Origin of the sequence: Streptacidiphilus fuscans (genome assembly GCF_015690355.1) — a bacterium.
Lineage (GTDB): Bacteria > Actinomycetota > Actinomycetes > Streptomycetales > Streptomycetaceae > Streptacidiphilus > Streptacidiphilus fuscans.
The window spans coordinates 92325-115708 of sequence record NZ_JADPRT010000021.1; the positions used below are offsets into that span (position 1 = coordinate 92325).

Consider the following 23384-nt stretch of genomic DNA (forward strand, 5'->3'; position numbering starts at 1 on the left):
CTGGCCTCATCTGAGCGGTCGCCAGGTAAGAGTTAACATGCAACCTGACACTGCTGGTGACAGGGGAAACGCATGCCTGACGACGTCGATGTCCTCTTCGTGGGTGGCCCCGTGCTCACCATGGACTCCGCGCGGACGCGCGCCAGCGCTGTCGCCGTGCGGGGGGAGCGGATCCTCGCGGTCGGGCAGGACGACCTGCGGGAGCTCGTCGGGCCCGGGACCGAGATCGTCGATCTGCGCGGACGCGCCCTGCTGCCCGGGTTCCAGGACGCGCACGTCCACGCCGTGTACGGCGGCGTCGAGATGGGGGAGTGCGACCTCTCCGGCGCGACCGATCTGGGGGAGTACACCCGCCGGATCGCCGCGTACGCCGACGCGCATCCGACGCGGCCGTGGATCACCGGGGCTGGCTGGGCGATGGAGGCGTTCGAGGGCGGGCTGCCGAGCCGTGCGCAGCTCGACGCGATCGTGCCTGACCGGCCGGTCTTCCTGCTGAACCGGGACCACCACGGCGCCTGGGCCAACACCCGTGCCCTGGAGCTGGCCGGGCTGACCGCACAGACGCTGGACCCCGCCGACGGCCGGATCGAGCGCGAGCCGGACGGCTCGCCCGGCGGCATGCTGCAGGAGGGCGCGACTGCCCTGGTCGCCCGGGTCGTCCCCAAGGCGACGGTCGAGGACCGGGTCAAGGGTCTGCTGCGCGCGCAGGCGTACCTGCACTCGCTCGGGATCACCGCCTGGCAGGACGCCATCCTCGGGGTGTTCAACGGCCAGCCGGACGTCTCCGACGCGTACCTCGCCGCCGCCAACGACGGGCAGTTGACCGCGCGCGTCAACGGCGCGCTGTGGTGGGACCGGGAGCGCGGCGCGGAGCAGATCCCGGAGCTGGTCGCGCGGCGCGACAAGCTGACGGCCGGGCGGTTCCGGGCCGGGTCGGTCAAGGTGATGCAGGACGGGATCGCCGAGAACTTCACCGCCGCGATGACCGTCCCGTACAAGGACGCCTGCGGCTGCACCACCGACAACTCCGGCCTGAGCTTCGTGGATCCGGTCGCGCTGCGGTCGTACGTCATCGAGCTGGACGCGCTCGGGTTCCAGGTGCACTTCCACGCGCTGGGCGACCGTGCCGTGCGCGAGGCGCTGGACGCGGTCGAGGCCGCGCTGCACGCCAACGGCCGTGGCAACAACCGGCACCACCTGGCGCACCTCCAGGTGGTGCACCCCGACGACGTGCCGCGCTTCGCGAAGCTGGGCGCGATTGCCAACCTGCAGCCGCTGTGGGCCGCGCACGAGCCGCAGCTGGACGCGCTCTGCATCCCTTTCCTGGGCGGGGAGTCGGCCGACTGGCAGTACCCGTTCGGCGACCTGGTGCGCGCGGGCGCGACGCTGGCGGCGGGCAGCGACTGGCCGGTGAGCACGCCCGACCCATGGCAGGGCATCCACGTCGCGGTCAACCGGGTCAACCACGGGGACGACCGGGAGGTCTTCCTCCCCGAGCAGCGGATCGACCTCACCACCATGCTGGCCGCGTACACGGCGGGCAGCGCCCATGTGAACCACCTCGACGAGACCGGCGTGATCCGTCCGGGCGCGCTGGCCGACCTGGTCGTGGTCGACCGCGACCCGTACGCGGGTCCCGCCGACGAGATCGGTGCGACGACGGTCGAGCAGACCTTCGTCGGCGGCGAGCGGGTCTACGCGGCAGGCTGACGCTACGTCAGTCCGGCGTGCCCGGGTTGGGCGTGCCCGGGTGGAGCCGGGCCGAGACGTCCTCGTGGGCGAGTCGGCGCAGCGCCAGCACCACCGGTTCGTAGAGCACGGTGTAGGCGATCGTCGCTTCGATCGCCTCCTCGACCTGCGGGATCTCCTCGATCACCTGGTACTCGGCCTCCGCGATCGGGCGCAGCGCCTCGCCGTAGCGCTGGAGGAACGCGACGTCCGCGCGGTAGCCGAGGTCGCGCAGGGTGGTCAGGGCGCGGGTGAGGGTGTCCAGGGCCGGGGCGAACTCCGTGATCTGCCAGCCGAGTTCGTCCCGCAGCAGGGCGAGGATCTCGGCGCGGAGAGCGGTCCACGCGGCGTGCGCCGCCGCGTCCGGCGCAGGGTCCGGCGGGGTGACCTGCGGGGGCAGCAGGTACTGGGCGATGCCGAGCCGCTCGTGGCGGCCGAAGGCGGGGTCCTCGGCGACCGCGAGGACGTCGCGGGCCTGGCTCACCGACATCCCGCCGACCGACAGCATCGCCCGGATCAGCCGGAGTCGGCGCAGGTGGTCGTCGTCGTACTCGGCCTTGCGCGCGCTGACGGGCGTGCCCGCCGGGAGCAGGCCTTCACGCAGGTAGTACTTGACGCTGGCCGCGGATACCCCGCTGCGTTCGCTCAACTCCGAGAGCTGCACCTGGCTTTGCTCCGTTCTGACATCTCGTCCGACACTGCGTCCGACATCTCGACAGGCGTGTAGGATAGTGTCACTATCCATCCATGGACGGAATGGACCTCGTCAACGGTATACGTCTGGTGGCCCGCCCCGAATGGACCAGGGTAGGGCCCCACACCCCCGAGGCCGGACGCGAGCACACCCCCGAGCACGGACGCGCTCCGCTGCGCGGGCGGTACCTGGCCGAGAACGACGAACCGGTCGCGATCCTGCTGATCGGCCTGCGGGTCAACCGCTGGTTCGCGGTGCGGCACTGGGCTCCGGTGCTGATGGCCATGCCGCGCATGCTGCGCGACCTCTCCCGCGACCCGGACAGCGGGCTCCTCGGCTACCGCCTGCTGCTGGGCCCGACCGTCGGCCAGGTGATGGTGATCCAGTACTGGCGTCGCGCCGGTGACATCCGCGCCTTCGCGCACGACGCGCAGCGCGCCCACCGTCCGGCCGAAACCGCCTTCTGGAAGCGGTACTTCGCGGGCAAGGGCGCGGTCGGCATCTGGCACGAGATGCTCTCCGTGCGCGCGGGCGGCTACCAGTGCCTCTACGGGGACATGCCGCCGACGGGCCTGGGCGCGATCATGGGCCTCCAGCCCGCCGTCTCCCGCGAGGGCGGCCACGGCTACGACCGCGGCGAGGACCCGGCCTTCGCCGCGACCACCGAGGAGGAGCGGCAGGCCGCCGTGGAGACGCTGATCAGCCGCCGGGAGGCGGGAACCCGATAGCGACCGGCCGTGCCCGGCGGAGTCACGCCAGCCATCCGTTGGCGGTGGCGTGGACGCCCGCCTGGAAGCGGTTGTCGGCCTGCAGACGCTGCATCAACGCGGCGATCACCCGGCTGATCGAACGGGTCGAGACGCCGACCTGGCGTGCGATCACCTCGTCCTTCTTGCCCGCCGCCATCATCCGCAGCACCGCGCGCTCCATGTCGGTCGGCCCCGCGTCCGACGTCGCCGTCGCAAGGTCGGCGACGTCGCTCGCCTGCTCCCAGTGCTGCTCGAACAGCTCCGTGAGCAACTGTAGGACCGCCGGGTCGCGGATCACCACGCCGTGGCCCGGCGCGCCGCCGGGACCGAGCGGCAGCACCGCGGTCGCGCCGTCGAAGACCAGCATGCACGCGGGCAGCACGGTCAGGCTCTTCACCTGGGCGCCGGCGGTCGAGATCGCCCGGAGGTACTTGGCCCCCAGGTTCCCCGGCCCGGAGCGCTGCATCAGGGTCCGCACCCGCACGCGGCCCGCCAGCATCGCGAGGTCGAGCTGCATCTCCGGCAGCAACTCCCGGTCGGCCTGGTCGCTGATCCGGACCATGGCGTCCACGCTGGAGCGGCAGCCGAGGGTCAACTCCTCGATGACCGCCCGCAGTTCCTCCTGGCCCTCGACGCTCTCGACGCCGCGGTTGACCGGACGGTCCCGGAGGGCGTCCAAATAGTCGCCGGTCAGCGCGTCCAGACGGGCGCGGGCGCTGGCCATCGCCGTGCGCTGCTCGATCAGGACCCGCTCGGCCTCGGAGAGCAGCAGGTCGGAGGCCGTTTCCGGGTGGACCGCTACCCACAGGCCGTTCGGCGCCGGGCGCAGCAGGTTCAGCGTCTCCAGTTGGCGCTGCGCGCGCCGCAGCTCGTCGAGCGGGACGCCCAGCATCGCGCAGAGCTGCTCTTCGGTGGCACTGGGGTGGGCGACGTGAGCCCGATAGACGGTGACGGACGTCGCATCCAGGTGCGGGAGGTTCAGCACTTCTCGTCTCCGGTGGCCGAGGGATGTCAGGCGAGGACGCGCCTGTTGACCGTCCCAGCATGGGCACCCCTGTTCCCGGTCCCCTCCCGATCCGGTACCCCCTGGACACCGGGTTCCGTAGGATCACCGGCAGCGGCCCGACCTGGGCTTATGCGCGGGAACGAGGGAATGAGCATGCGGGTCGATCCCCAGCACGTTCGAATTCGGTTCAACATTCTTGGCTCGCTTGAGTGTTGGGCAGGGGAGGCGCGACTTCGCCTGGGCGGCCCGTTGCAGGAGCGGGTGCTGGTGGCCCTCCTCCTGGAGCCCGGCCGGGTCGTTCCGGTCGCGCGACTGGTGGAGATCACCTGGGACGACGCGCCTCCGGCCACGGCCGCGCACCAGATCAGGAAGATCGTCGCGGATCTGCGCCAGCGCATACCCGGAGGGGCCGCGGTCTTCGTGACCGACGGTCCGGGGTACCGCGTCGCCGTCGACGACGACCAGGTGGATCTGAGCCTGTTCGGGGTGCGCCTGCGCCGCGCCCGGGAGGCCGTGGCCGCGGGGCTGCCGGGCAACGCGGTCGACCAGCTCCGGGCGGCGCTCGAACTGTGGCGGGGCCGACTGCTGGCCGGGGAGGGCGGCATGCTGCTCCAGGGTGCCGCGACCTCGTTGGAGGAGCGGCGGCTGACCGCCGTCGAGCTGCTCTTCGAGCTCCAGCTCGGCCTGGGCGAGGCTGCGGAACTGGTGGGCGATCTCCGGGAGTTGGCCCGGGAGAACCCGCTGAGAGAGACCCTGCGCGGACAGCTGATGCTGGCCCTCTACCGCTCCGGCAGGCAGGCCGAGGCACTGGAGGAGTACCAGCGGGTGCGAACGCTGCTCGCTGAGGAACTCGGGATCGACCCGGGACCTGAGCTGAGCGCGCTCCACGAGGGCATCCTCAAGGCGAGCCCCGAGCTCGCCGCCCCGCGCCAGCCCACCCCGTCCGGCCCCGCCACGGCGGAGCAGCGTGCTCTCGCGCAGTCAGCTCAGGCCCAGGCTCAGGCCGCCCCGGCCCCGTGCTCGCTGCCGTACGACGTCCAGGACTTCACCGGCCGGACCGAGGAGCTGCAGCAGTTGCTCGCGGCGGTCGCGGAGCCCGCGACCCAGGGCACCCCGATCCTCGCGATCGACGGCATGGGCGGGAGCGGCAAGACGGCGCTGGCCGTGCACGCCGCCCACCGGCTCGCCGAGCTGTACCCGGACGGGCAGATCAGCGTCGATCTGCACGGCTTCACGCCGGGGCAGCGGCCGCGCGAGCCCAGCGAGGTGCTCGACGTGATGCTGCGGTCCCTGGGCCTGCCCGGCGACCGGATCCCCGACGACCTGCTGAGCAAGATCGCGCTGTGGCGGATGACCACGGCCCAGCGCCGACTGCTGATCCTGCTCGACAACGCCGCCGACGCGGAGCAGGTGCGTCCGCTGCTGCCGTCCTCCCCGAAGTGCATGGTGCTGATCACCAGCAGGATCCGGCTGGTGGATCTGGACGGCGCGCGGGCGCTGTCGATCGGTGTGCTCTCCGTGCCGGACAGCCTGGCGCTGGTGGAGCGCACCCTCGGCGCGGAGCGGGTGGCCGCGGAGCCCGCGGCGGCCGAGGAGTTGGCGCAGCTCTGCGGTCGGCTGCCGTTGGCGCTGCGGATCGCGACGGCCCGGCTCGGCCACCGCCCGCGCTGGACCATCCAGTACCTGGTGGACCGGCTGTCCGACGAGGCCCGGAAGCTGGACGAACTGGCCTCACGCAGCCGCGGCGTGGCGGCCACGCTCCAGTTGTCCTACCTCGCCATGGACGGGGAGAGCCGGAACGCGTTCCGGCTGCTGAGCCTGCACCCGGGCGACCTCGACGTGCACTCCGCCGCGGCCCTGCTCGGGACGCCGACCTTCGAGGCGGAGGAACTGCTGGAACTGCTGCTCGACGCCCACCTGTTGGAGCAGCACGAGCTGGGCCGGTACACCTTCCACGACCTGGTCCGCAGCTTCGCCCACAGCCTGTGCACGGCGGAGACGGCGGCCGAGGACGGCCTGGCGGTCGGGCGACTGCTGGACAACTACGTCCTCGCGGTCGAGGCCGCCTGCGAGGTGTCGTTCCCGGGCCGGGTCGAGTTCGGCATCGAACTCCCGGCCCCGACCGCCGCGTTGCCGGTCTTCGCCAGCTCGGACGCGGCCCTGGCCTGGTTCGAGCGGGAACACCGCAACCTGCTCGCGGCCGTCCGGTTGGCCGCCCGGCGGGGACTGGACTGGCACTGCGCCTATCTGCCGCGCGCCTTCGCCTCGTTCCTGCACATGCAGGGCCGGGCCGAGGAGTTGCTCGAAGCGGGTCAGCTCGCGGTGGCGGCCTCGCGCCGCCTGGGGGACCGGCTGCTGCTCCGGCTGAGCCTCACCAATCTCGCGGTCGCGCTGTGGCAGCTCGGCCGGGTGCAGGAGGGCGTCGACGCGCTGGAGCAGGCGCTGGAGATCGCCGTGGAGATCGGCGACCGGCACGGGGAGGCCGCCTGCCGGAGCAGACTCGGGGCGTTCCGCAACAGCCTGGGCCGGTACGCGGACGGCCTGCGCGACCTGGAGGCGGCGCTGCTGCTGCACCAGGCCCTGGGCAGTCCGCGTGAGGAGGCGGCGACGCTGATCAGCATCAGCTCGGTCAGCGCGCTGCTCGGCAAGTACCCGGCGGCGGCCGAGGCGGCGCGCACGTCCGCCGAGATCAACCACAAGCTCGGTGAGGTGGACAACGAGGCGCTGGCCCTGGTCAACCTCGCAAACGCGCATCTGGGCCTGGGGGCGTACGACGAGGCGTTGGCCGTGCTCGCGAACGCCCAGGAACTGCACCGGTCCCTGCACCGGCCGGGCAACGCGTCACTGGTCCTGGCCCGGCTGGCCGACGCGCACCTGCGGGCGGGCCGACCGTCGGAGGCCTACGACTACGGGCTGCGCGCGCTGGACCTGGTCTGGACGAGCGGGTCGACCGCACGCAGGGCCACGGTGGAGAACATCCTGGGCCGGATCCACCAGGCCCTGGGCGAGCACGTCCAGGCCCAGACGCGGCACGGACAGGCGCTGCGACTGGCCGAGGAGACCGGGTTCCGGATCGAGATGGCCTACGCGCTCGAAGGGCTCGGGTCCTGCGCCGAGGCCCTGGGGGAGTCGGCCCAGGCCCGCGAACACCGGGGCCGGGCGGACGAGTTGTTCGCCGCGATGGGCGTTCCTGAGGAGTGCCGCCGCCTGGCTTGACGTGCGCGGTCGGCATGCTTCGCCCGGAGTTCCCGAGGCGGCGGTCACGCCCCGGCCGGGGTGGTGTTGGGGATCGGGTTGTCGTCCGCCAACGTCACTGCCCCGGCCGGGCGGTGGGTCGGGGAGGCCGCCGCACCCGGCATGGCCTGGCAGAGGACGAGGGCGAGGAGACCGCAGACGACGACGGTGAGTGCGATGAGCTTGCTGCGCATGCTTCTACCCCTTGAGAGTGGCGGTTGGTCCGACACCTCGAGGCTCGTCGCACCCGTTCCCGATCCGTTCCCTTAGCGATCCCGCGCGCCCGAGTATCCCTGCGGAAGCCGGGCCTCCGGCCCAATTCGCGGATACCGGCGGCCGGTTGAGGGGATTCGTGCGCTTTCGTTCGCCGCGGGTTCAGCTCGGTCGGCTGCCACCGGGCTCGGCGCAGGCGTACCGGTACGCGGCCAGCAGCAGATGCCGGGCGACCTCGGCCTCCGCGTCGTCGCGCGGTCCGTAGACCAGCACCGAACCGGTGGGGCCGGCGGGTATGCCCCAGCCTGCGGTGACCACGGCGTCGACCGCCGACGGCGGCAGCATCAGGTGCAGGCTGCCGTCGTACACCGGGTGCAGATGTGCGAACTCGGTACCGGCCAGGAAGGCCTGGACGGGCCCGTGCGCCAGAGTGGGCGTCAGATGACCGGCCTTGGTGCCCGGAACGCAGACGAGAGACGGGCGGATCTCCACCCCCGGCAGCGTCTCCAGCACCTGGAGCAGCTCCTCCTGGAGGTGCCTCGGAGCGGGCTGGGTGACCTGCTCGACGGGGTCGTCGGGCGACACCAGCGGCGGCGGGCCGGAGCGCTCGGGCAGCGTCAACTCCGCCGGATCGAGCTCGGGCGGGTCCAGTTCGGGCAGATTCACAGGGGGTACTCCCATCCGGCGGGCGCTGTGCGTCGCAGCCGCGCGTACATGTCTTCCCGGCAACCTGGCACCGGCGGTTCCCATCTGATTCCCGACCATGTCCCCCTGGCTCAACAGGGTTGAGCAGGCAGAAGCCTGACACATCACCCGTACGGTCTCAAACCTTCCGTAACGCGGCAGGACGCGGCTGGAGGGCGCCTCGGCAGCGGCGGTGCGGGCGGCGGTACGGGGCGCGGTACGGCGTCGGCGCTGGCGTGAGGACGACTGGCGAGATCGTGCCAGCGGAATCGCTTGGATCCGGCGTCGGCCATGGGTCAGGATGAATACCGGAAAGCACGGCGGGAACAGCGGAAAACCGGCCCAGAACTCCGGTGGATCCCTTTCCTGCGGTATTCGTCACGCATTCAGTCGCGCATTCGTCAGTGGATTCATGCTGGATCCGGCAAGGTGCGCCGTGGAGGGGACAGAATGACAATCACCGCTTTCGAGACCCGGCAGCCGACGGTCTTCGATTCCTTCGAGGAGCGCATCGAGCAGCTGAAGCAGAGCGAGCTCTACCGGGAGTTCCTGCCGGTCGGGCACCTCGCCGCCGACCCCGGTCACACCATGTACCAGGGGCGCAAGATCGAGGTCTGGTGCAGCAACGACTACCTGGGAATGAGCCAGAACCCGGAGGTCATCCGGGCGCAGCTGGCCTCCACCGCCCTGCACGGCACCGGGACCGGCGGGTCCAGGAACATCGCCGGCACCAGCACGACCCATGTCGAGCTGGAGCGCCGGCTGGCCGCCTGGCACGGCAAGGAGCGTGCGCTCACCTTCTCCAGCGGTTATGTGGCCAATTTCGAGACGCTGAGCACGCTGATTGCCGCGATCGACGACATGGTCGTCTTCTCGGACTCCCTCAACCACCGCTCGCTGATCGAGGGGATCATCCGTTCCGGGGCCACCAAGGAGGTGTTCGCGCACAACGACCTCGTGGACCTGGAGGAAAAGCTCGCGCGGTACGCCCCTGACCGTCCGAAGCTGATCGTCTTCGAATCCGTCTATTCCATGGACGGCGACGTCTCCCCGGCCTCCGCGATATTCGATCTCGCGGAGAAGTACCAGGCGCTGACCTTCCTCGACGAGACCCACTCCATCGGCGTCCGAGGCGCCACCGGCGCGGGTCTGAGCGAGGAGCTCGACGACCACCGGGCGACCTTCGTCCAGGGCGTCTTCGGCAAGGCGATCGGTACCGTCGGCGGCTACGTGGCCGGCCCCGACGCCGCGTTGGACTACGTACGCTCGCACGCCCCCGGCTTCATCTTCACCACGGCGATGCCGCAGGCCGCCATGGACGCCACCCTGCGCAGCCTGGAGCTCGTCCAGGCGGGGACCGGGATGCGCGCCGAGCTGAACCGCAAGACCGCGCTGATGAAGGCCGAACTGCGCAGCAGGGACATCGACTTCATCGACGCGGACAGCCACCTGGTGCCGGTGATGGTGCCCGGCGGCGAGCGCGTGCGCCGGGTGTCCCGCGCCCTGCTGGAGAAGCACGACATCTACGTCCAGCCCATCAACTTCCCCTCGGTGGCCCGCGGCGGCGAGCGCTTCCGCGTCACCGTCGGCCCGTTCCGCACGGAGGCGCAGATCACGCACTTCGCCGCCTCCATGCAGCAGTGCCTGCACGAGAACTGACGCGGCAACCACTCACACGAACCATTCACACGAACCACTCGCACGCAAGACGGAGGAACCGTGAACGTCAACGAGATCACCCCCTTCATCGGCCTGGAGCTGAGCGATGCCAGCTACGAGGACCTGGTACGCCCGGAGGTATGGGAGCAGCTCGTCCAGGGAGTCCAGGAGCGCGAGCTGGTGGTGGTCCGCGGCATCGAGCTGACGCCGCAGCAGCAGATCGACCTGGCCGCCCGGCTGGGCGAGCCGGTGCCGTTCCTGATCAGCAAGTACCGCCACCCCGAGTTCGAGCAGATCATGATCTCCTCGAACGAGATGAAGGACGAGAAGCCGATCGGCGTCGCCCGGGTGGGCAACTTCTGGCACCAGGACTCGTCCTTCGTGGCCGACCCCGCGCCCTACACCATGCTGCACGGCGTCAACGTGCCCGGCACCAGCGGCCACACCAAGTTCGCCAACGCCGCCGACGTCTACGACCGCATGCCCGAGGAGTGGAAGGCCAAGCTGTCCGACCGGATCGGCCTGCACACGGTCGGCAAGCGGCTGCGCATCCGCCAGGAGCACGTGGGCCTGTCGGTGGCGGAGTTCAAGGCCCTGATCGACATCGAGCACCCCAAGGTCGAGCACCCGGTGGTCTGCAAGGACGAGTACACCGGCCGTGAGTACGTCTACGGCTCCCGCGAGTACATGGACTCGGTGCTGGGCTTCGACCCGAACGAGAACGAGGCCTTCTTCACCATGCTCGACGGCCTCATCCACGACGAGACCCACGTCTACACCCACAAGTGGACCCCGAACGACCTGGTCATCTGGAAGACCCGGACCACGTACCACATCGCCACCGAGGTCGAGCCGGGCGCCTCGCGCACCGTGCACCGCGTCAGCATCGAAACCCGGCGGCCGTGAGCGGCATCGTCGACTTCGGGATCGGCTACCCCGGAGGGCAGGTGAGCGTGGCGGGCATGCACGCCTCCTCCGGGGTACCGACCGCCGACATCCTGAAGATCACGCATGCCGAGCGGTTCCCGGCGCTGGACGAGCACGAGCTCTCCTGGCAGATGGCCCTGCGGGCCGCCCGCGAGGTGCTCTACCGGAACACGGTCGAGCCGTCGGACATCCGCTACGTCGTCTACGCCGGCTCGGGGGAGTGGGACATCCCGTTCTGGTCCCCGGCCGCCAAGGTGGCGCACGGGCTGGGGATCGAGTGGGCGCACTGCTTCGAGGTCTCCAACTTCTGCAACGGCGGGATGACCGCCCTGAAGATCGCCGGCGACAAGCTCGAACTGCGCGGCACGGGCCACGCGCTGGTCCTGGTCGCCGACCAGCTCTCGCGCATGGTCGACTACTCGGACCCGCAGTCCAAGGCGCTGTTCAACTTCGGTGACGCGGCGGCGGCCGTGCTGGTCGCCCCGGGCTCCCGGGGCCCGTTCCTGCTGCTCCACTCGGCGATGCGCACCGACCCCGGCTGGTCGGACTACTACGCCGGGGAGTACGAGGAAGGCCGGGTCCGCATCCGCCGAGGGGCCCACCGCAAGGGGCTGGCCGAGGCGTACGTGCGGAACTTCACCGACCTGATCGAGGAGACGCTCGACGGGCTCGGCCGGAAGCTGTCCGAGGTCGCCTACCTCCTGATCAACCAGGGCGACCGGGACATGCACGAGCGGCTGCTGCGCGAGCTCGACTTCCCGGCAGAGAAGAGCGTCTTCAACTACTCCCGGCTCGGCCACATGGGCGGGGCCGACACGCTGATCGCCCTCCAGCAGCTGCGCGTCCAGGGGCTGCTGCGGCCGGGCGACCTGCTCCTGCTGGCCACCAGCGCCATGGGCTTCACCTGGGGAATCACCGCATTGGAGTTCCAAGGATGAAAATCCTCGTCGTACATCAGGTCCCCTACCGGAAGATCGACTACCGGCTCGGCATCGACCACGCCGAGCACGAGGTCACCTACATCGGCCACCCGCACCGCATGGCCGACCTCCCCGCCGACCTGCCCGCGCGGCGGATCGAGCTCGACGCGGACGAGGATCTCGTTGAGGGCGTCACCCGGCGCACCTCGCGGGCCGACGGCTACCAGAAGGTCCTCTCGCTCTCCGAGTTCGGCATCCTGCAGGCCTGGCAGATCCGGCAGCACCTCGGGCTCGACGGCCCCTCGCTGGGACAGCTGGAGCGGGTCCGCGACAAGGTCGCCATGAAGGAGGCGCTGGCCGAGTCCGGGATCCGCTACCCGCGGTTCGTGGCCGCGCCGCCGTCCTGCCGGCCGCTGCCTTGGTCCGGGCGGACCGTCGTCAAGCCCCGGCAGGGCGCGTCGAGCGAGGGGGTGACCATCCACGACACCGCCCGCGAGGCCCTGGTGGCCTACCACCGCCTGGAGAACCCGAAGGACTACCAGTTGGAGGAGTACATCGAGGGCGCGATCCTGCACGCCGACGGACTGGTCGGCGAGGGTCGGCTGCTGGAGCTGGTGGTCAGCCGGTACGTCAACCGTCCGGTCGACTTCGCCGAGGGCGAGCCGCTCGGCTCGTACCAACTGCCTCAGGACGAGCGGCACTTCGCCTTTGCCGCCCAGGTGGTCGAGGCGCTGGAGATCGCCGAGGGCGCGATCCACCTGGAGATGTTCGAGACCGAGGAGGGCGAGCTGGTCTTCCTGGAGGTCGCCAACCGGATGGGCGGCGCCGGAGTCCTGCAGGCCCACCTGGGCCACACCGGCGTCCACCTTCCGGCGCACGAGATCGCCATCCGACTGGGCCTGCCCCGGCCCGAGCCGGTCCCCTCGACCGGCCGCTACCACGGCTGGCTCTGCTTCCCGGGGCACCACCTGGGCGCGGACGCGGAGCACCGCATCGAGATCCCGGAGCACCTGCGCACGCACCCGGCGGTGGACGTCCTGCACACCCTCGCCCCCGGGGCGCCGCTGCCGGACCACATCACCTACCAGGAGTGGCTGGTGCCGGTGTTCATCGAGGCCTCCTCGGCGGACTCCGCCGAGCTCGGCAGCTTCCTGACCGAGTGCGCCCGGGCCATCCGCGTCGGAACCGCGACGCCCGCTGCGCCGGTGACGCCGGCAGCACCCGTGACGCCTGCAACGCCCGCAGCGCCTGCGCTGCTCACGGCCACCATCCCCGCTCCCGCCCTCGCCCCCGACGTACCGGCCTTGTCCCGCGCCTGAGTTCGCGGTCCAGCCAGGAGACCAACGATGCGATACTTCCCGACCGACCTGCTCCTCGCGGTGGAGCACGCCGAGTGCGACCTCGCCGCCGTACCCGACTCGGCGCTCGCCCGACTGCTCGACGGGGCAGGGCTGACCGGCCTGTCCCGGTTCTTCGACAGCGTGCAACTCGGTGCAGGACTGGACGAGTTGTTCGGCGGTCTCAGCCAGTACCCCTGGCAGAGCGTGGTCGACGGCAACGACGTCTACGAGCTCACGCCGGTGGGCACCGTGGTGCTGGACGACCACCGTGCCGGCAACACCCTGCGCGGCCTGCTGCTCGGCTGGGCGACCGGCAACAAGGTGGTCATCCGGACCGAACGAGCCGACTTCTGGCGTGAGTTGGTGGCGCTGCTGCGCCGCGCCGAGGTGCCGCTGCCCGAGGCCGAGATCCTCGGCCCGCAGGCGGACGTCGCCGGATCGCCGGTCCGGGTCCCCGACCTGCTGCCGGTCCTTCCCGGCAACGCGACGCTGCCGGGCTGGTTCGACGCCGAGCTGTACGCGACCGACGAGACGGCCGCGACCGTAGAGCCCGCCGGTGCGACCGTGCTGCGCACCCGGCTGACCGGCGAACTCGCTGGAGCCGCCGAATCCGCCGTGCAGGACGACCCGCTGGCCGCGACCGTCCTGATCGGGGACTGCCGCGCCGAGTGGACCCACGGGCTCAGCCACCGTGTGTACTGGCGTGGGACCACCCTCTCGGCCGCCCGCGGCATGGACGCCGAGGAGCAGCAGCCGCGGCTGGACGCGAAGCTCCGCTACCTGGTCCAGCAGGCGCGGCACACGCCCTACTACCGCGATCTGCCCCGGGTCGGCGGCCTGTCCGAGCTGGGCTCCCTGCCGATCCTGGACAAGGCGGCCCTGGACGCGCACTCGCTGCCGACCAGCCGTGACCTGTCCAGCCCCGGCCCGCGCACCGGCGAGGTGCTGCGCAGCGGCGCGAGCAGCGGAGCCCCGCGCTACATCGCGTACTCCCGCACCGACTGGGAGAACATGATCCGCGAAGCGGCCCCGCTGTTCTACGCGATGGGCCTGGCGCCCGGCGACCGTCTGATCAACACGCTGTACGGCGGCGGTCTGTACGGCGGTCTGAGCACCACGCTGTGCGAGCTCTCCCGGATGCCGCTGGAGTGCTACTCGACCGCTCAGAACGTCTCCGTGGACGACATTCTGATGCTCTGTCAGTCCTTCTCGGCCAACGCGCTGCTCGGCCTGCCGGTGCTGATCATGCCGCTGCTGCGCGAGGCCAAGGCGCGCCGGCCCCAGCTGCGGATCCAGAAGGTCCTCTACGGCGGCACGGCGATGTCGGAGTCCGACAAGAGCTGGCTGCGCGAGCAGCTCGGCACCGAGGTCATCACCAGCGTCCTGGCGGCCAACGACGGCGCACAGCTGGGCTACCAGTGCGATGCGCTCGGCGGCACCCTGCACCACGTCAACCCCGACTACAACCTGATCGAGGTGGTGGACGAGAACGGCGCCCCGGTGGCGCCCGGCGAGTGCGGCGAGCTGCTGATCACCACCTTGCAGAAGTTCGAGGGGCCGCTGATCCGCTACCGGATCGGCGACCTGGGCCGGATCGTCGAGCAGGACTGCGCGTGCGGCGTCTCCGGCCAGGTGCTGGAGTACCTCGGCCGGGCCGACGGTCTGATCAAGGTCAAGGGCGCCACGGTGACCCACACCGAGGTGGTCGAGTCCCTCGCCCGGTACCAGCCGTCCCAGGTGCAGCTGGTGGTCGAGTCGAACGAAGGCCGGGAGAGCATCGCGATCCGGATCGAGTCCTCGCAGCCGCTGGACGTCCGGGAGGTGCGCGAGCACCTGATGAGTGAGATCAAGACGCTGGACAGCGACCACCGCTTCGACGGCTCGCTGGACGTCTTCGAGTTCACGGTCGAGCACTGCCCGGAGGGCGGGATCGAGCGGAACGCCGTTAGCGGCAAGATCAAGACCGTCATCGACCGCCGGCTGGTGACGGCATGAGCGGCGGCATCGACGGCGGCGGGCGTCCCTATCTCCGCCATCCGCACCTCGCGCGGAACCTGCTCACCTTCGTCGCCGACGACGACGTCTGGCTGGCCGACCTGGACGCGGCGGCGACCGGCCGCGCCCAGGCCCGACGGCTCACCTCGGACCGGGTGCCGGTCCAGCACCCCCGGTTGAGTCCGGACGCCCGCCGGGTGGCCTGGACCTCGACCCGCGACAGCGGCGGGGGCGCAGGGCAGACGGCCCGCCGTGAGGCGTACGCCGCGTCGGTGGACGGCGGTGCGGTCACCCGGCTGACGTACTGGGGCGACACCCTGACCGCGGTCCGCGGCTGGCTGTCGGCCTCCGAGGTCCTGGTGCTCGGCCGCCCGAGTCAGCACCCGACGATGCGGACCTGGGCGTACGCCGTACCGCTGGACGCCCCTGCCCGGCGGCTTCCGTACGGCCCCGCCGGGGACCTCGCCCTCGCCGCCGACGGCGCGGCACTGGTCGGCACCCCGCTGTACCGGGAGCCGGCCTGGTGGAAGCGGTACCGCGGCGGGATGGGCGGCCGGATCTGGCAGGCACCGCAGGGCCGGGTGTCGCAGAGTCAGGCTCCGCAGGGTCAGGCACCCGAGAGTCAGGCTCAGCAGGGCGGGGAGTTCGCCGAGTTCCTCGCCGAGGTGGGTCCGCACCTGGTCAACCCGATGTGGGTGGGCGATCGCGTCGCCTTCCTCTCCGACCACGAAGGCGTGGGCGCCCTCTACTCGACCTCCCGCGACGGCTCCGACCTGCGCCGCCACACGGACCACGGCGGGCACTACGCCAGGCACGCCACCACCGACGGAACCCGGGTCGTCTACCAGTGCGCGGGCGAGCTCTGGCTGCTCGAATCCCTCGGATCGCCGGAGTCCGTGCCGGTGCGGTTGGACGTGGTGCTGGACGGCACCCCGTCGGGACGCGAGCCGCGCACGGTCACCGCACAGGACGCGCTGGAGGGCTTCTCCCTGGACGCCACCGGCGGGACGGTCATCGCGACGGTCCGCGGCAGCGTCCAGCGCGTTCCGGTCGGCGACGCCCCAGCTCACGAGCTGCTGGCGGCCCCAGGGGTCCGCGGCCGGCTGGCGGTCGAGCTCCCGGACGCGACGGCGGTCCTCTGCGTCACCGACGCGGGCGGCGAGGACGGGCTGGAGCTGCTGCCGGTGTTCGGTGCGGCGCCCGTCGGGCAGCTGAACACGCAGCCGCAGCCGCAGCCGCAGCCGCAGCCGCAGCAGCCGCGACGGCTGGCGGTCGGGGAGCTCGGCCGGGTCCAGGAGCTGACGGTCGCCCCGGACGGGCGGCACTGCGCCGTGGCCGCCGACGACGGCCGGGTGCTGCTGGTGGAGTTCGGATCCGGAACCGTGACCGAGCTCGCGTCCACCGCCAACGGCGCGCCCGCCGGGCTGGTCTTCTCCCCGGACTCGGCCCTGCTGGCCTGGTCGCAACTCTGGTCCCCGTCCGACGGCTCCACGCCCGCGAACGGATCGTCCGTCCGGCTGGCTCGCGTGGGCGACCGTCGGATCTTCGAGGTCACCGGCGACCGCTTCAACGACACCTGCCCCGCGTTCACCCAGGACGGCCTCCACCTCGCCTTCCTGTCCAACCGCACCTTCGACCCCCACTACGACGCGCAGCAGTTCGACATGGCATTCCTGCCGACGGTGCGGCCCTACCTGGCGACGCTCTCCGCCGACACCCTGTCACCGTTCGGCCCCGGGCCCGCCGAAGGCACGGTCACGGCTCCTGCCCTTGACCCTGCCATGGACCTGGAGCTCGACCTGGAGGGAATGGCCGACCGCGTGGTGGCCTTCCCGGTGGCCGCCGGCGACCTCGCCCAACTGCGCGCCGTGCGCGGCGGCGTGGTCTGGACGGAGACGACGGGCGGCGCGGGCAACCTCGGCGAGTCGACGGCGGGCTCGGGAACGCCAGGACGGCGTACCGCGCTGGCCCGTTTCGATCTCTCCTGGGGCGTCGCGACCGTGGTGCACGAGGATGTCGACGCCTACGCGGTCTCGGCCGACGGCAGCCGGATCGCCGTCCGGTCGGGCCCGAGCCTGGCCATGCTGGACCTGACCGGCCAGGCGCAGGCCGAGGTGCCGCTCGACCAGGTGCGGGTGACCTGCGACCCGGTCGCCGAGTGGCGCCAGATGTACGACGAGGCCTCGCGCCTGATGCGCGACAACTTCTGGAGCGCCGACCTGTGCGGGGTGGACTGGGCGGCGGAGCGTGAGCGATACCGGCCGCTGCTGGACCGGCTCGGCTCGTACGACGACTTCGTGGACCTGCTGTGGGAGCTGCACGGCGCACTCGGTGCCTCGCACGCCTACGTACTTCCCAGACCGGAGGTCGCCCCGACAGCCCCGGTGGCCCTGTCAGCCCCGTCAGCCCCGACGCGCCACGTCGGGGCTCCGGCCTTCCTGGGCGCCGACCTGTCCGCGCACGGGGACGGCACCTGGCGGATCGACCGGCTGCTGCCCGGCGAGTCCTCCGTCGCCGCCGCGCGCTCCCCGCTGCTGGCACCGGGTCTGCGGGTGCAGCCGGGCGAGCGGATCGCGGAGGTCGACGGCCGCCCGGTCGACCCGCACCGGGGGCCTGCTCCGCAGCTGCTCGGGAAGGCCGACCAACCGGTCGAACTGACGCTCCGTGGCGCGAACGGGGACCGGCGGATCGTCGTGCTCCCGACCGGCAGTGAGGCCGTCCTGCGCTACCACGACCTGATCCGCACGCGTCGCGCCGAGGTGCGCAGGCTGTCCGGCGGCCGGTTGGGATACCTGCACATACCGGACATGATGTCCCGAGGCTGGGCCGAGTTCCATCGCGACCTGCGCGCGGAACTCGCCTGCGAGGGACTGGTCGTGGACTTCCGGGAGAACAGCGGCGGACATATCTCGCCGCTGGTCGTCGAGCGGCTGACCCGCCGCGTCATCGGCTGGGACGTCTCCCGCAGGGGGACGCCGGCCAGCTATCCCTCGGGTTCACCGCTCGGGCCGGTGGTCGTGCTCGCCGACGAACAGACCGGCTCCGACGGCGAGATGGCCGTCCACGCGCTCCAGGCCGCTCACGGCCTCACCGTCGTCGGCGTGCGCACCTGGGGCGGGGTGTACGGGATGGACGATCCGATCACCCTGGTGGACGGGACGCGGGTGACCCATCCGAAGCACGCCTTCTGGTTCGAGGGCCCCGGCTTCGCGCTGGAGGGCGACGGCGTAACGCCGGACCTGGAGGTCGGCATCACCCCGCAGGACTGGGCGGCCGGAAGGGACCCCCAGCTCGAAGCCGCAGTGGGAAGGGCCCTGGCCGACCTGAAGGACGGTCGTTCCGCGAGCCCGTCCGCGCCGACGGGCCGTGCCGACGAAGGGGGAACCGGGCGGGATCGAAACGGGAGCGCCCGATGAGAGCTTGCTCCCGAAAGAACACAGACGAGCCGACAGACGCCCCGGAAGGTCCGCAGACATGACGATCGAAGCAGTCGAGCAGGCGCAGCAGGAACAGGTGCAGGAACCCGTACGGGAGGAACCCGTCCAGGCGCAGGAACCCGTACAGGAGCAGGCGCACGAGACTCCCGGGGCGGTAAGCCTCTGGCGCCACCGGGACTTCATGCTGCTGTGGGGCGGGCAGACGATCAGCGACATCGGCTCCAGCGTCACGCAGTTGACGCTGCCGCTCGTCGCCGTCCTGGTGCTGCACGCGACGACCTTCCAGGTCGGCCTGCTCACCGCGGCCTCCACACTGGCCTTCCTCCTGGTCGCGCTGCCGGCCGGCCCGATCGTCGACCGGGCGGCGAAGCACCGCCTGATGATGTGGTGCGACCTGGGCCGCATGGTGCTGACGGCCTCGATCCCGATCGGCGCCGCCACCGGGCTGCTGACCCTGGGGCAGCTCTACGTCGTGGCCCTGGCCACCGGCGTGCTGAGCGTCTTCTTCGCCATCGCCTATCAGAGCTACCTGCCGGTTCTGGTCGGCAAGAACGAACTGGTGGACGCCAACGGCAAGTTGGGCACGACGCAGTCCTTCGCCCAGCTGGTCGGTCCCAGCCTGGGCGGCCTGCTGGTCTCCCTGGTCGGCGCGGCGCGGGCCATCGTCACCGACGCCGGCTCGTTCGCGATCTCCGCGCTGAGCCTGTTCCTGATCCGTACCCCCGAGGAGAAGCCGACCCCGGTCACCGGCGAGAAGCGCAACCTGCGGGCGGAGATCATCGAGGGCCTGCGCTTCGTCGTGGGGCACCCCATCCTGCGCAAGGTGGTCGCCTCCACCGCCGTCTCCAACTTCTTCGGCTCCATCACCATGGCGCTGCAGATGGTCTTCCTGGTGCGTGTCCTGCACGCCGCGCCGTGGGTCATCGGCCTGGTCATGGCGGGCTCGGCGGTCGGCGGCCTGATCGGCGGTCTGGTCGCCAACCGCCTCGGCAAGGCGATCGGAACGGCCCGACTGATCTGGGTCCCCGCGCTGCTCTTCGGCTGGACCGGTCTGCTCATCCCGCTGGCCCAGCCCGGCTGGTCCACCATCCTGGTCGCGGTCGGGTTCACGCTGCTGATGGTCATCGGGGTGCTCTACAACACCTCGCAGGTCTCCTACCGGCAGACCATCTGCCCGCCGGCCCTGCTCGGCCGGATGAACGCCTCGGTGCGCTGGATCATGTGGGGCACCATGCCCCTGGGCGCCGCGCTCGGCGGCGTGCTCGGCACCTACTTCGGCGTCCGGCCGGTGATGACGGTCGCCGCCCTCGGCGACTGGGCGGCCGTGCTGTTCGTGGTCTTCTCCCCGCTGCGCAAGCTCCGGGACGTGCCCGAGGCGTGACTCTCCCGGTGGTCCACGACGGGCCGGCGTCTGCACACCGTCATGCAGACGCCGGCCCTTCGTGCATGCGCGGACCCGACGTGCGGACGCTGTCGTCCGGCCGCCGGTCAGTCGTGCAGACGCGGGATCTCGATGGCGGGGCACCGGTCCATCACCATCTCCAACCCGGCCGCGCGCGTGCGCTCGTAGGCGTCCTCGTCGACGACGCCGAGCTGGAACCAGACGGCCTTCGCGCCGACGGCAGCGGCCTCGTCGGCGACGGCCCCGGCAAGCGCGGAGTTCACGAAGACGTCGACGACGTCGACCGGGAACGGGATCTCCGCGAGGCTCGCGTAGCCCTGCTCGCCGTGCACGGTCTCGGCCTTGGGGTGCACCGGCACGACGCGCTTGCCGAACCGCTGCAGCACCTGGGCCACGCCGTACGCGGCCCGGTTCCGGTTGTTCGACAGCCCGACCACGGCCCAGGTGTCCCCGGACTCGGTCAGGATCCTGCGCACCGTCTCCGCGTCGCCGTCCATGCCGTCGCACTCCTGTCGTCCGTGAGCCTTCCACCCACGTCAACCAGAAGCGGCGCGGGCTATTCCCCCGGGCGCCCCAGCGCGCGGTAGGTCCAGCCCGCGGAGCGCCACTTGTGCGGGTCGAGGACGTTGCGGCCGTCGAGGATGCGGCGTTCGGCGACGAGGGGGCCCAGCTCGGCCGGGTCGAGGTCGCGGAATTCCTGCCACTCGGTCAGGTGGAGGACAACGTGGGCGCCGGTCGCGGCCTCGTGCGCGGTCGGCGCGAAGGAGAGGCCGGGGAAGAGCTTGCGGGCGTTGTCCATGGCCTTGGGGTCGTAGACGGTGACCTGGCCGCCCTGGAGTTGGATCTGGGCGGCGACGTTGAGCGCGGGGGAGTCGCGGACGTCGTCCGAGTTGGGCTTGAAGGCCGCGCCGAGAACGGCGATCCGCTGGCCCAGGAAGCCGCCGCCGAGCTGCTCGCGGGCCAGCTCGACCATCCGCGAGCGGCGGCGCATGTTGATCGAGTCGACCTCGCGGAGGAAGGTCAGCGCCTGGTCCGCGCCCAACTCGCCCGCGCGGGCCATGAAGGCGCGGATGTCCTTGGGCAGGCAGCCGCCGCCGAAGCCCAGGCCGGAGTTGAGGAACTTGCCGCCGATCCGCTCGTCGTAGGCGAGCGCCCCGGCCAGCTGGACCACGTCCGCGCCTGAGGCCTCGCAGACCTCGGCCATGGCGTTGATGAAGGAGATCTTGGTCGCCAGGAAGGAGTTGGCCGCGGCCTTGACCAGTTCCGAGGTGGCGAAGTCGGTCACCACCATCGGGACGCCCGCCTCCAGCAGCGGGGCGTAGACCTCGCGCAGCACCGCCTCGGCGCGCGGGCTGCGGGTGCCGACCACCAGGCGGTCCGGGTGCAGGGTGTCCTGCACGGCGTAACCCTCGCGCAGGAACTCCGGGTTCCAGGCCAGCTCGATGGTGTCGGCGATGTCGGCCGGTGCGCCGGACGCCATCCGCTCGGCCAGCCGGGCCGCGCTGCCGACCGGGACGGTCGACTTGCCGACGACCACCGCTCCCTCGCGCAGGTGCGGCGCGAGGGAGTCGAAGGCGGCCTCGACGTAGGACATGTCGCAGGCGAACTCGCCCTTGCGCTGCGGTGTGTTGGTGCAGACGAAGTGCACCTCACCGAAGGCGCCGGCCTCCGCCCAGTCGGTGGTGAACCGCAGCCGGCCCGAGACGACGTGCTTCTGCAGCAGTTCGTCGAGGCCCGGCTCGTACATCGGGGACCGCCCCTGGGAGAGCGTCGCGATCTTCTCCGGGACGATGTCCAGGCCCAGCACCTCATAGCCGAGCTCGGCCATACAGGCAGCGTGGGTCGCGCCCAGGTATCCGGTTCCGATGACGGTGATCCTCATGGCCCGGGACTCTACCCGGTCGGTGCTCCGGCCCGGTCGGGCGTGATGTCGGCCACCAGCGGAAGTTGTGCAGGTGCTGTGGGCTTGCGTCGTCCGAGCTGGTTGAAGAAGACATTCAGGGCGATCGCGACCAGGCAGCCCGCGCTGATCCCGGAGTTCATCACGGTCTGCACCAGCTGCGGGAAGTGGGCGTAGAAGGTGGGCGCGGCGATCGGCAGCACGCCGAAGCCGAGCGCGACGGCGACGGTGAGCAGGTTGCCGTTCTCCTCCAGCTTGGCGCCGGTCAGCGTCCGGACGCCGCTCGCGGTGACCGTGCCGAACAGCGCCAGCCCGGCGCCGCCGAGCACCGGCTGCGGCACCACGTTGACCAGGGCGCCGGCCACGGGGAAGAGGCCGAGCAGGATCAGGATCACGCCGCTGGTCGCCACCACGAACCGGCTGCGCACTCTGGTGAGCGCGATCAGCCCGATGTTCTGGGCGAAGGCGGTGGTCGCGAAGCCGTTGAGACAGGCCGCCAGCAGGGTCGCCGCGCCGTCGGCGCGCAGGCCGCCCTCGATGGTGCGGGCGTCGGCCGGGCGCTCCACGATCTCGCCGAGGGCGAGCAGGTCGGCAGTGCTCTCGGTCATCGAGACGAGCATCACGATCAGCATCGAGATGATCGCGCCCGCCTGGAAGGTCGGCGCCCCGAAGTGGAACGGCGACGGGACCGCGAAGACCGGGACGTGGCTGATCGCACCCAAGTTGCTCTTGCCCAGCGGGATCGCCAGGAGCGTTCCGGCGACCAGGCCGAGCAGGATCGAGATGGAGCCGAGGAACCCGCTGAGGAACCGGTTCAGGACCAGCACCACCGCCAGCGTCACGCCCGCCAGGGCGATGTTCGCCACCGAGCCGTAGTCGGGCGCGGAGGCGTTGCCGCCCTGGGCCCAGCCGGCCGCGACCGGGAAGAGGGACAACCCGATCAGCGTGATCACCGTGCCGCTGACCACGGGCGGGAAGAAGCGGTTCAGCTTGCCGAACCAGGGCGCGACGAAGAAGGTCGCCGCACCGGCGATCAGCAGCGCACCGTAGATGGCGGGCAGCGCCTGACCGGGATGGGACTGCTTCACGATCGACAGCATCGGGGCGACGCTGGCGAAGCTGATGCCGTTGACGAACGGCAGCCGGGAGCCGACCCGCCAGACGCCGAGCGTCTGCAGCAGCGTGGCCAGGCCAGAGGTGAGGAGAGCCGCGCCGATCAGCAGCGTGAGCTCGGTGCCCGAAAGCCCGCAGGCGGTGCCGACGATCAGGGGCGGGGCGACGACGCCCGCGTACATCGCCGCGATGTGCTGCAGTCCGTAGGCGACGAGTTTGGGTGGGGACAGGACTTCGTCGACGGGGTGGGGCGCGGGAGGAGCGGGATCGCCGGGAGAGGCGGGAGAGGCGGGAGAAGCAGGCACTCGGGACCTCCATGGGGGTGGCCAGGGCGAGGCAAAATTCCGCGATGTGGTATCCGCTTTTCGATTGAAGGAAAACGT

At 71.4% G+C, this 23384-nt stretch carries 17 protein-coding genes; 10 read left to right on the top strand and 7 right to left on the bottom strand.

Annotated features, from left to right (window positions below; translation table 11 throughout):
- Positions 1-72 precede the first annotated feature (72 nt).
- Positions 73-1710, top strand: a complete 1638-nt coding sequence (locus I2501_RS35265) for an amidohydrolase (protein WP_196198266.1) — start codon at positions 73-75, stop codon at positions 1708-1710.
- A gap of 7 nt (positions 1711-1717) precedes the next feature.
- Here the strand turns inward: I2501_RS35265 and I2501_RS35270 are convergent, their stop codons facing one another.
- Positions 1718-2392, bottom strand: coding sequence for a MerR family transcriptional regulator (locus I2501_RS35270; protein WP_196198267.1), 675 nt, complete (start codon positions 2390-2392; stop codon positions 1718-1720).
- Between the two features lie 83 nt (positions 2393-2475).
- Between I2501_RS35270 and I2501_RS35275 the strand changes: the two genes are divergently transcribed.
- Entirely contained in the window at positions 2476-3150 is a 675-nt protein-coding gene (locus I2501_RS35275; protein WP_236047832.1) for a monooxygenase family protein, read from the top strand.
- A gap of 22 nt (positions 3151-3172) precedes the next feature.
- Here I2501_RS35275 and I2501_RS35280 read toward each other — a convergent pair whose 3' ends face one another.
- Complete coding sequence (locus I2501_RS35280) at positions 3173-4156, bottom strand: LuxR C-terminal-related transcriptional regulator (protein WP_196198268.1); 984 nt, start codon at positions 4154-4156, stop codon at positions 3173-3175.
- Positions 4157-4444: 288 nt separating this feature from the next.
- Between I2501_RS35280 and I2501_RS35285 the strand changes: the two genes are divergently transcribed.
- Complete coding sequence (locus I2501_RS35285; RefSeq protein WP_328806845.1) at positions 4445-7393, top strand: AfsR/SARP family transcriptional regulator; 2949 nt, start codon at positions 4445-4447, stop codon at positions 7391-7393.
- 44 nt (positions 7394-7437) lie between these two features.
- Here I2501_RS35285 and I2501_RS35290 read toward each other — a convergent pair whose 3' ends face one another.
- Together I2501_RS35290 and I2501_RS35295 are read right to left on the bottom strand one after the other, a co-directional pair.
- Positions 7438-7605, bottom strand: coding sequence for a hypothetical protein (locus I2501_RS35290; RefSeq protein ID WP_196198270.1), 168 nt, complete (start codon positions 7603-7605; stop codon positions 7438-7440).
- 181 nt (positions 7606-7786) lie between these two features.
- The gene (locus I2501_RS35295; RefSeq protein WP_215910261.1) at positions 7787-8290 is read right to left on the bottom strand and encodes a luciferase domain-containing protein; all 504 of its coding nucleotides are present in this window, start codon (positions 8288-8290) and stop codon (positions 7787-7789) included.
- Between the two features lie 468 nt (positions 8291-8758).
- On the opposite strand from I2501_RS35295, the gene hemA reads away from it, so the two are divergent.
- Genes hemA through I2501_RS35330 form a run of 7 tightly spaced genes read left to right on the top strand, consistent with a single transcriptional unit; the run spans position 8759 to position 19967 of the window.
- Positions 8759-9967: a 5-aminolevulinate synthase gene (hemA, locus tag I2501_RS35300; RefSeq protein WP_196198271.1), complete on the top strand. Its 1209-nt coding sequence runs from the start codon at positions 8759-8761 to the stop codon at positions 9965-9967.
- A gap of 60 nt (positions 9968-10027) precedes the next feature.
- On the top strand, positions 10028-10873 hold the full coding sequence (locus tag I2501_RS35305) for a TauD/TfdA dioxygenase family protein (RefSeq protein WP_196198272.1): 846 nt from the start codon (positions 10028-10030) through the stop codon (positions 10871-10873).
- Positions 10870-11832: a 3-oxoacyl-ACP synthase III family protein gene (locus I2501_RS35310; protein ID WP_196198273.1), complete on the top strand. Its 963-nt coding sequence runs from the start codon at positions 10870-10872 to the stop codon at positions 11830-11832. Before I2501_RS35305 ends, I2501_RS35310 begins: the two co-directional genes overlap by 4 nt.
- Positions 11829-13133 carry an ATP-grasp domain-containing protein gene (locus tag I2501_RS35315; protein ID WP_196198274.1) on the top strand — a complete coding sequence of 435 codons (1305 nt, stop codon included), beginning with the start codon at positions 11829-11831 and terminating at the stop codon, positions 13131-13133. The genes I2501_RS35310 and I2501_RS35315 overlap by 4 nt, the downstream gene beginning before the upstream one ends.
- 27 nt (positions 13134-13160) lie before the next feature.
- The gene (locus I2501_RS35320) at positions 13161-15149 is read left to right on the top strand and encodes a phenylacetate--CoA ligase family protein (RefSeq protein WP_196198275.1); all 1989 of its coding nucleotides are present in this window, start codon (positions 13161-13163) and stop codon (positions 15147-15149) included.
- Entirely contained in the window at positions 15146-18565 is a 3420-nt protein-coding gene (locus I2501_RS35325) for a S41 family peptidase (protein ID WP_196198276.1), read from the top strand. Before I2501_RS35320 ends, I2501_RS35325 begins: the two co-directional genes overlap by 4 nt.
- A gap of 58 nt (positions 18566-18623) precedes the next feature.
- On the top strand, positions 18624-19967 hold the full coding sequence (locus I2501_RS35330; protein ID WP_196198277.1) for an MFS transporter: 1344 nt from the start codon (positions 18624-18626) through the stop codon (positions 19965-19967).
- A 107-nt stretch (positions 19968-20074) separates the two neighbouring features.
- Here the strand turns inward: I2501_RS35330 and I2501_RS35335 are convergent, their stop codons facing one another.
- From I2501_RS35335 to I2501_RS35345, 3 genes are read right to left on the bottom strand one after another with little or no spacing between them, the layout of a single operon-like run.
- Positions 20075-20485 carry a CoA-binding protein gene (locus tag I2501_RS35335; RefSeq protein ID WP_196198278.1) on the bottom strand — a complete coding sequence of 137 codons (411 nt, stop codon included), beginning with the start codon at positions 20483-20485 and terminating at the stop codon, positions 20075-20077.
- A 59-nt stretch (positions 20486-20544) separates the two neighbouring features.
- Positions 20545-21870 (bottom strand): UDP-glucose dehydrogenase family protein, encoded by a 1326-nt coding sequence (locus I2501_RS35340; RefSeq protein WP_196198279.1) that lies wholly within the window; start codon positions 21868-21870, stop codon positions 20545-20547.
- Between the two features lie 11 nt (positions 21871-21881).
- Positions 21882-23306 (bottom strand): nucleobase:cation symporter-2 family protein, encoded by a 1425-nt coding sequence (locus I2501_RS35345; protein ID WP_328806846.1) that lies wholly within the window; start codon positions 23304-23306, stop codon positions 21882-21884.
- Positions 23307-23384: the final 78 nt, after the last annotated feature.

What these genes read in the sequence shown, in the direction of transcription:
- I2501_RS35265 (WP_196198266.1), top strand. Translation starts at nt 73, where the DNA reads ATGCCTGACGACGTCGATGTCCTCTTCGTGGGTGGCCCCGTGCTCACC.
- I2501_RS35275 (WP_236047832.1), top strand. Translation starts at nt 2,476, where the DNA reads ATGGACGGAATGGACCTCGTCAACGGTATACGTCTGGTGGCCCGCCCC.
- I2501_RS35290 (WP_196198270.1), bottom strand. Translation starts at nt 7,605, where the DNA reads ATGCGCAGCAAGCTCATCGCACTCACCGTCGTCGTCTGCGGTCTCCTC.
- hemA (WP_196198271.1), top strand. Translation starts at nt 8,759, where the DNA reads ATGACAATCACCGCTTTCGAGACCCGGCAGCCGACGGTCTTCGATTCC.
- I2501_RS35315 (WP_196198274.1), top strand. Translation starts at nt 11,829, where the DNA reads ATGAAAATCCTCGTCGTACATCAGGTCCCCTACCGGAAGATCGACTAC.
- I2501_RS35320 (WP_196198275.1), top strand. Translation starts at nt 13,161, where the DNA reads ATGCGATACTTCCCGACCGACCTGCTCCTCGCGGTGGAGCACGCCGAG.
- I2501_RS35325 (WP_196198276.1), top strand. Translation starts at nt 15,146, where the DNA reads ATGAGCGGCGGCATCGACGGCGGCGGGCGTCCCTATCTCCGCCATCCG.
- I2501_RS35330 (WP_196198277.1), top strand. Translation starts at nt 18,624, where the DNA reads ATGACGATCGAAGCAGTCGAGCAGGCGCAGCAGGAACAGGTGCAGGAA.
- I2501_RS35335 (WP_196198278.1), bottom strand. Translation starts at nt 20,485, where the DNA reads ATGGACGGCGACGCGGAGACGGTGCGCAGGATCCTGACCGAGTCCGGG.
- I2501_RS35340 (WP_196198279.1), bottom strand. Translation starts at nt 21,870, where the DNA reads ATGAGGATCACCGTCATCGGAACCGGATACCTGGGCGCGACCCACGCT.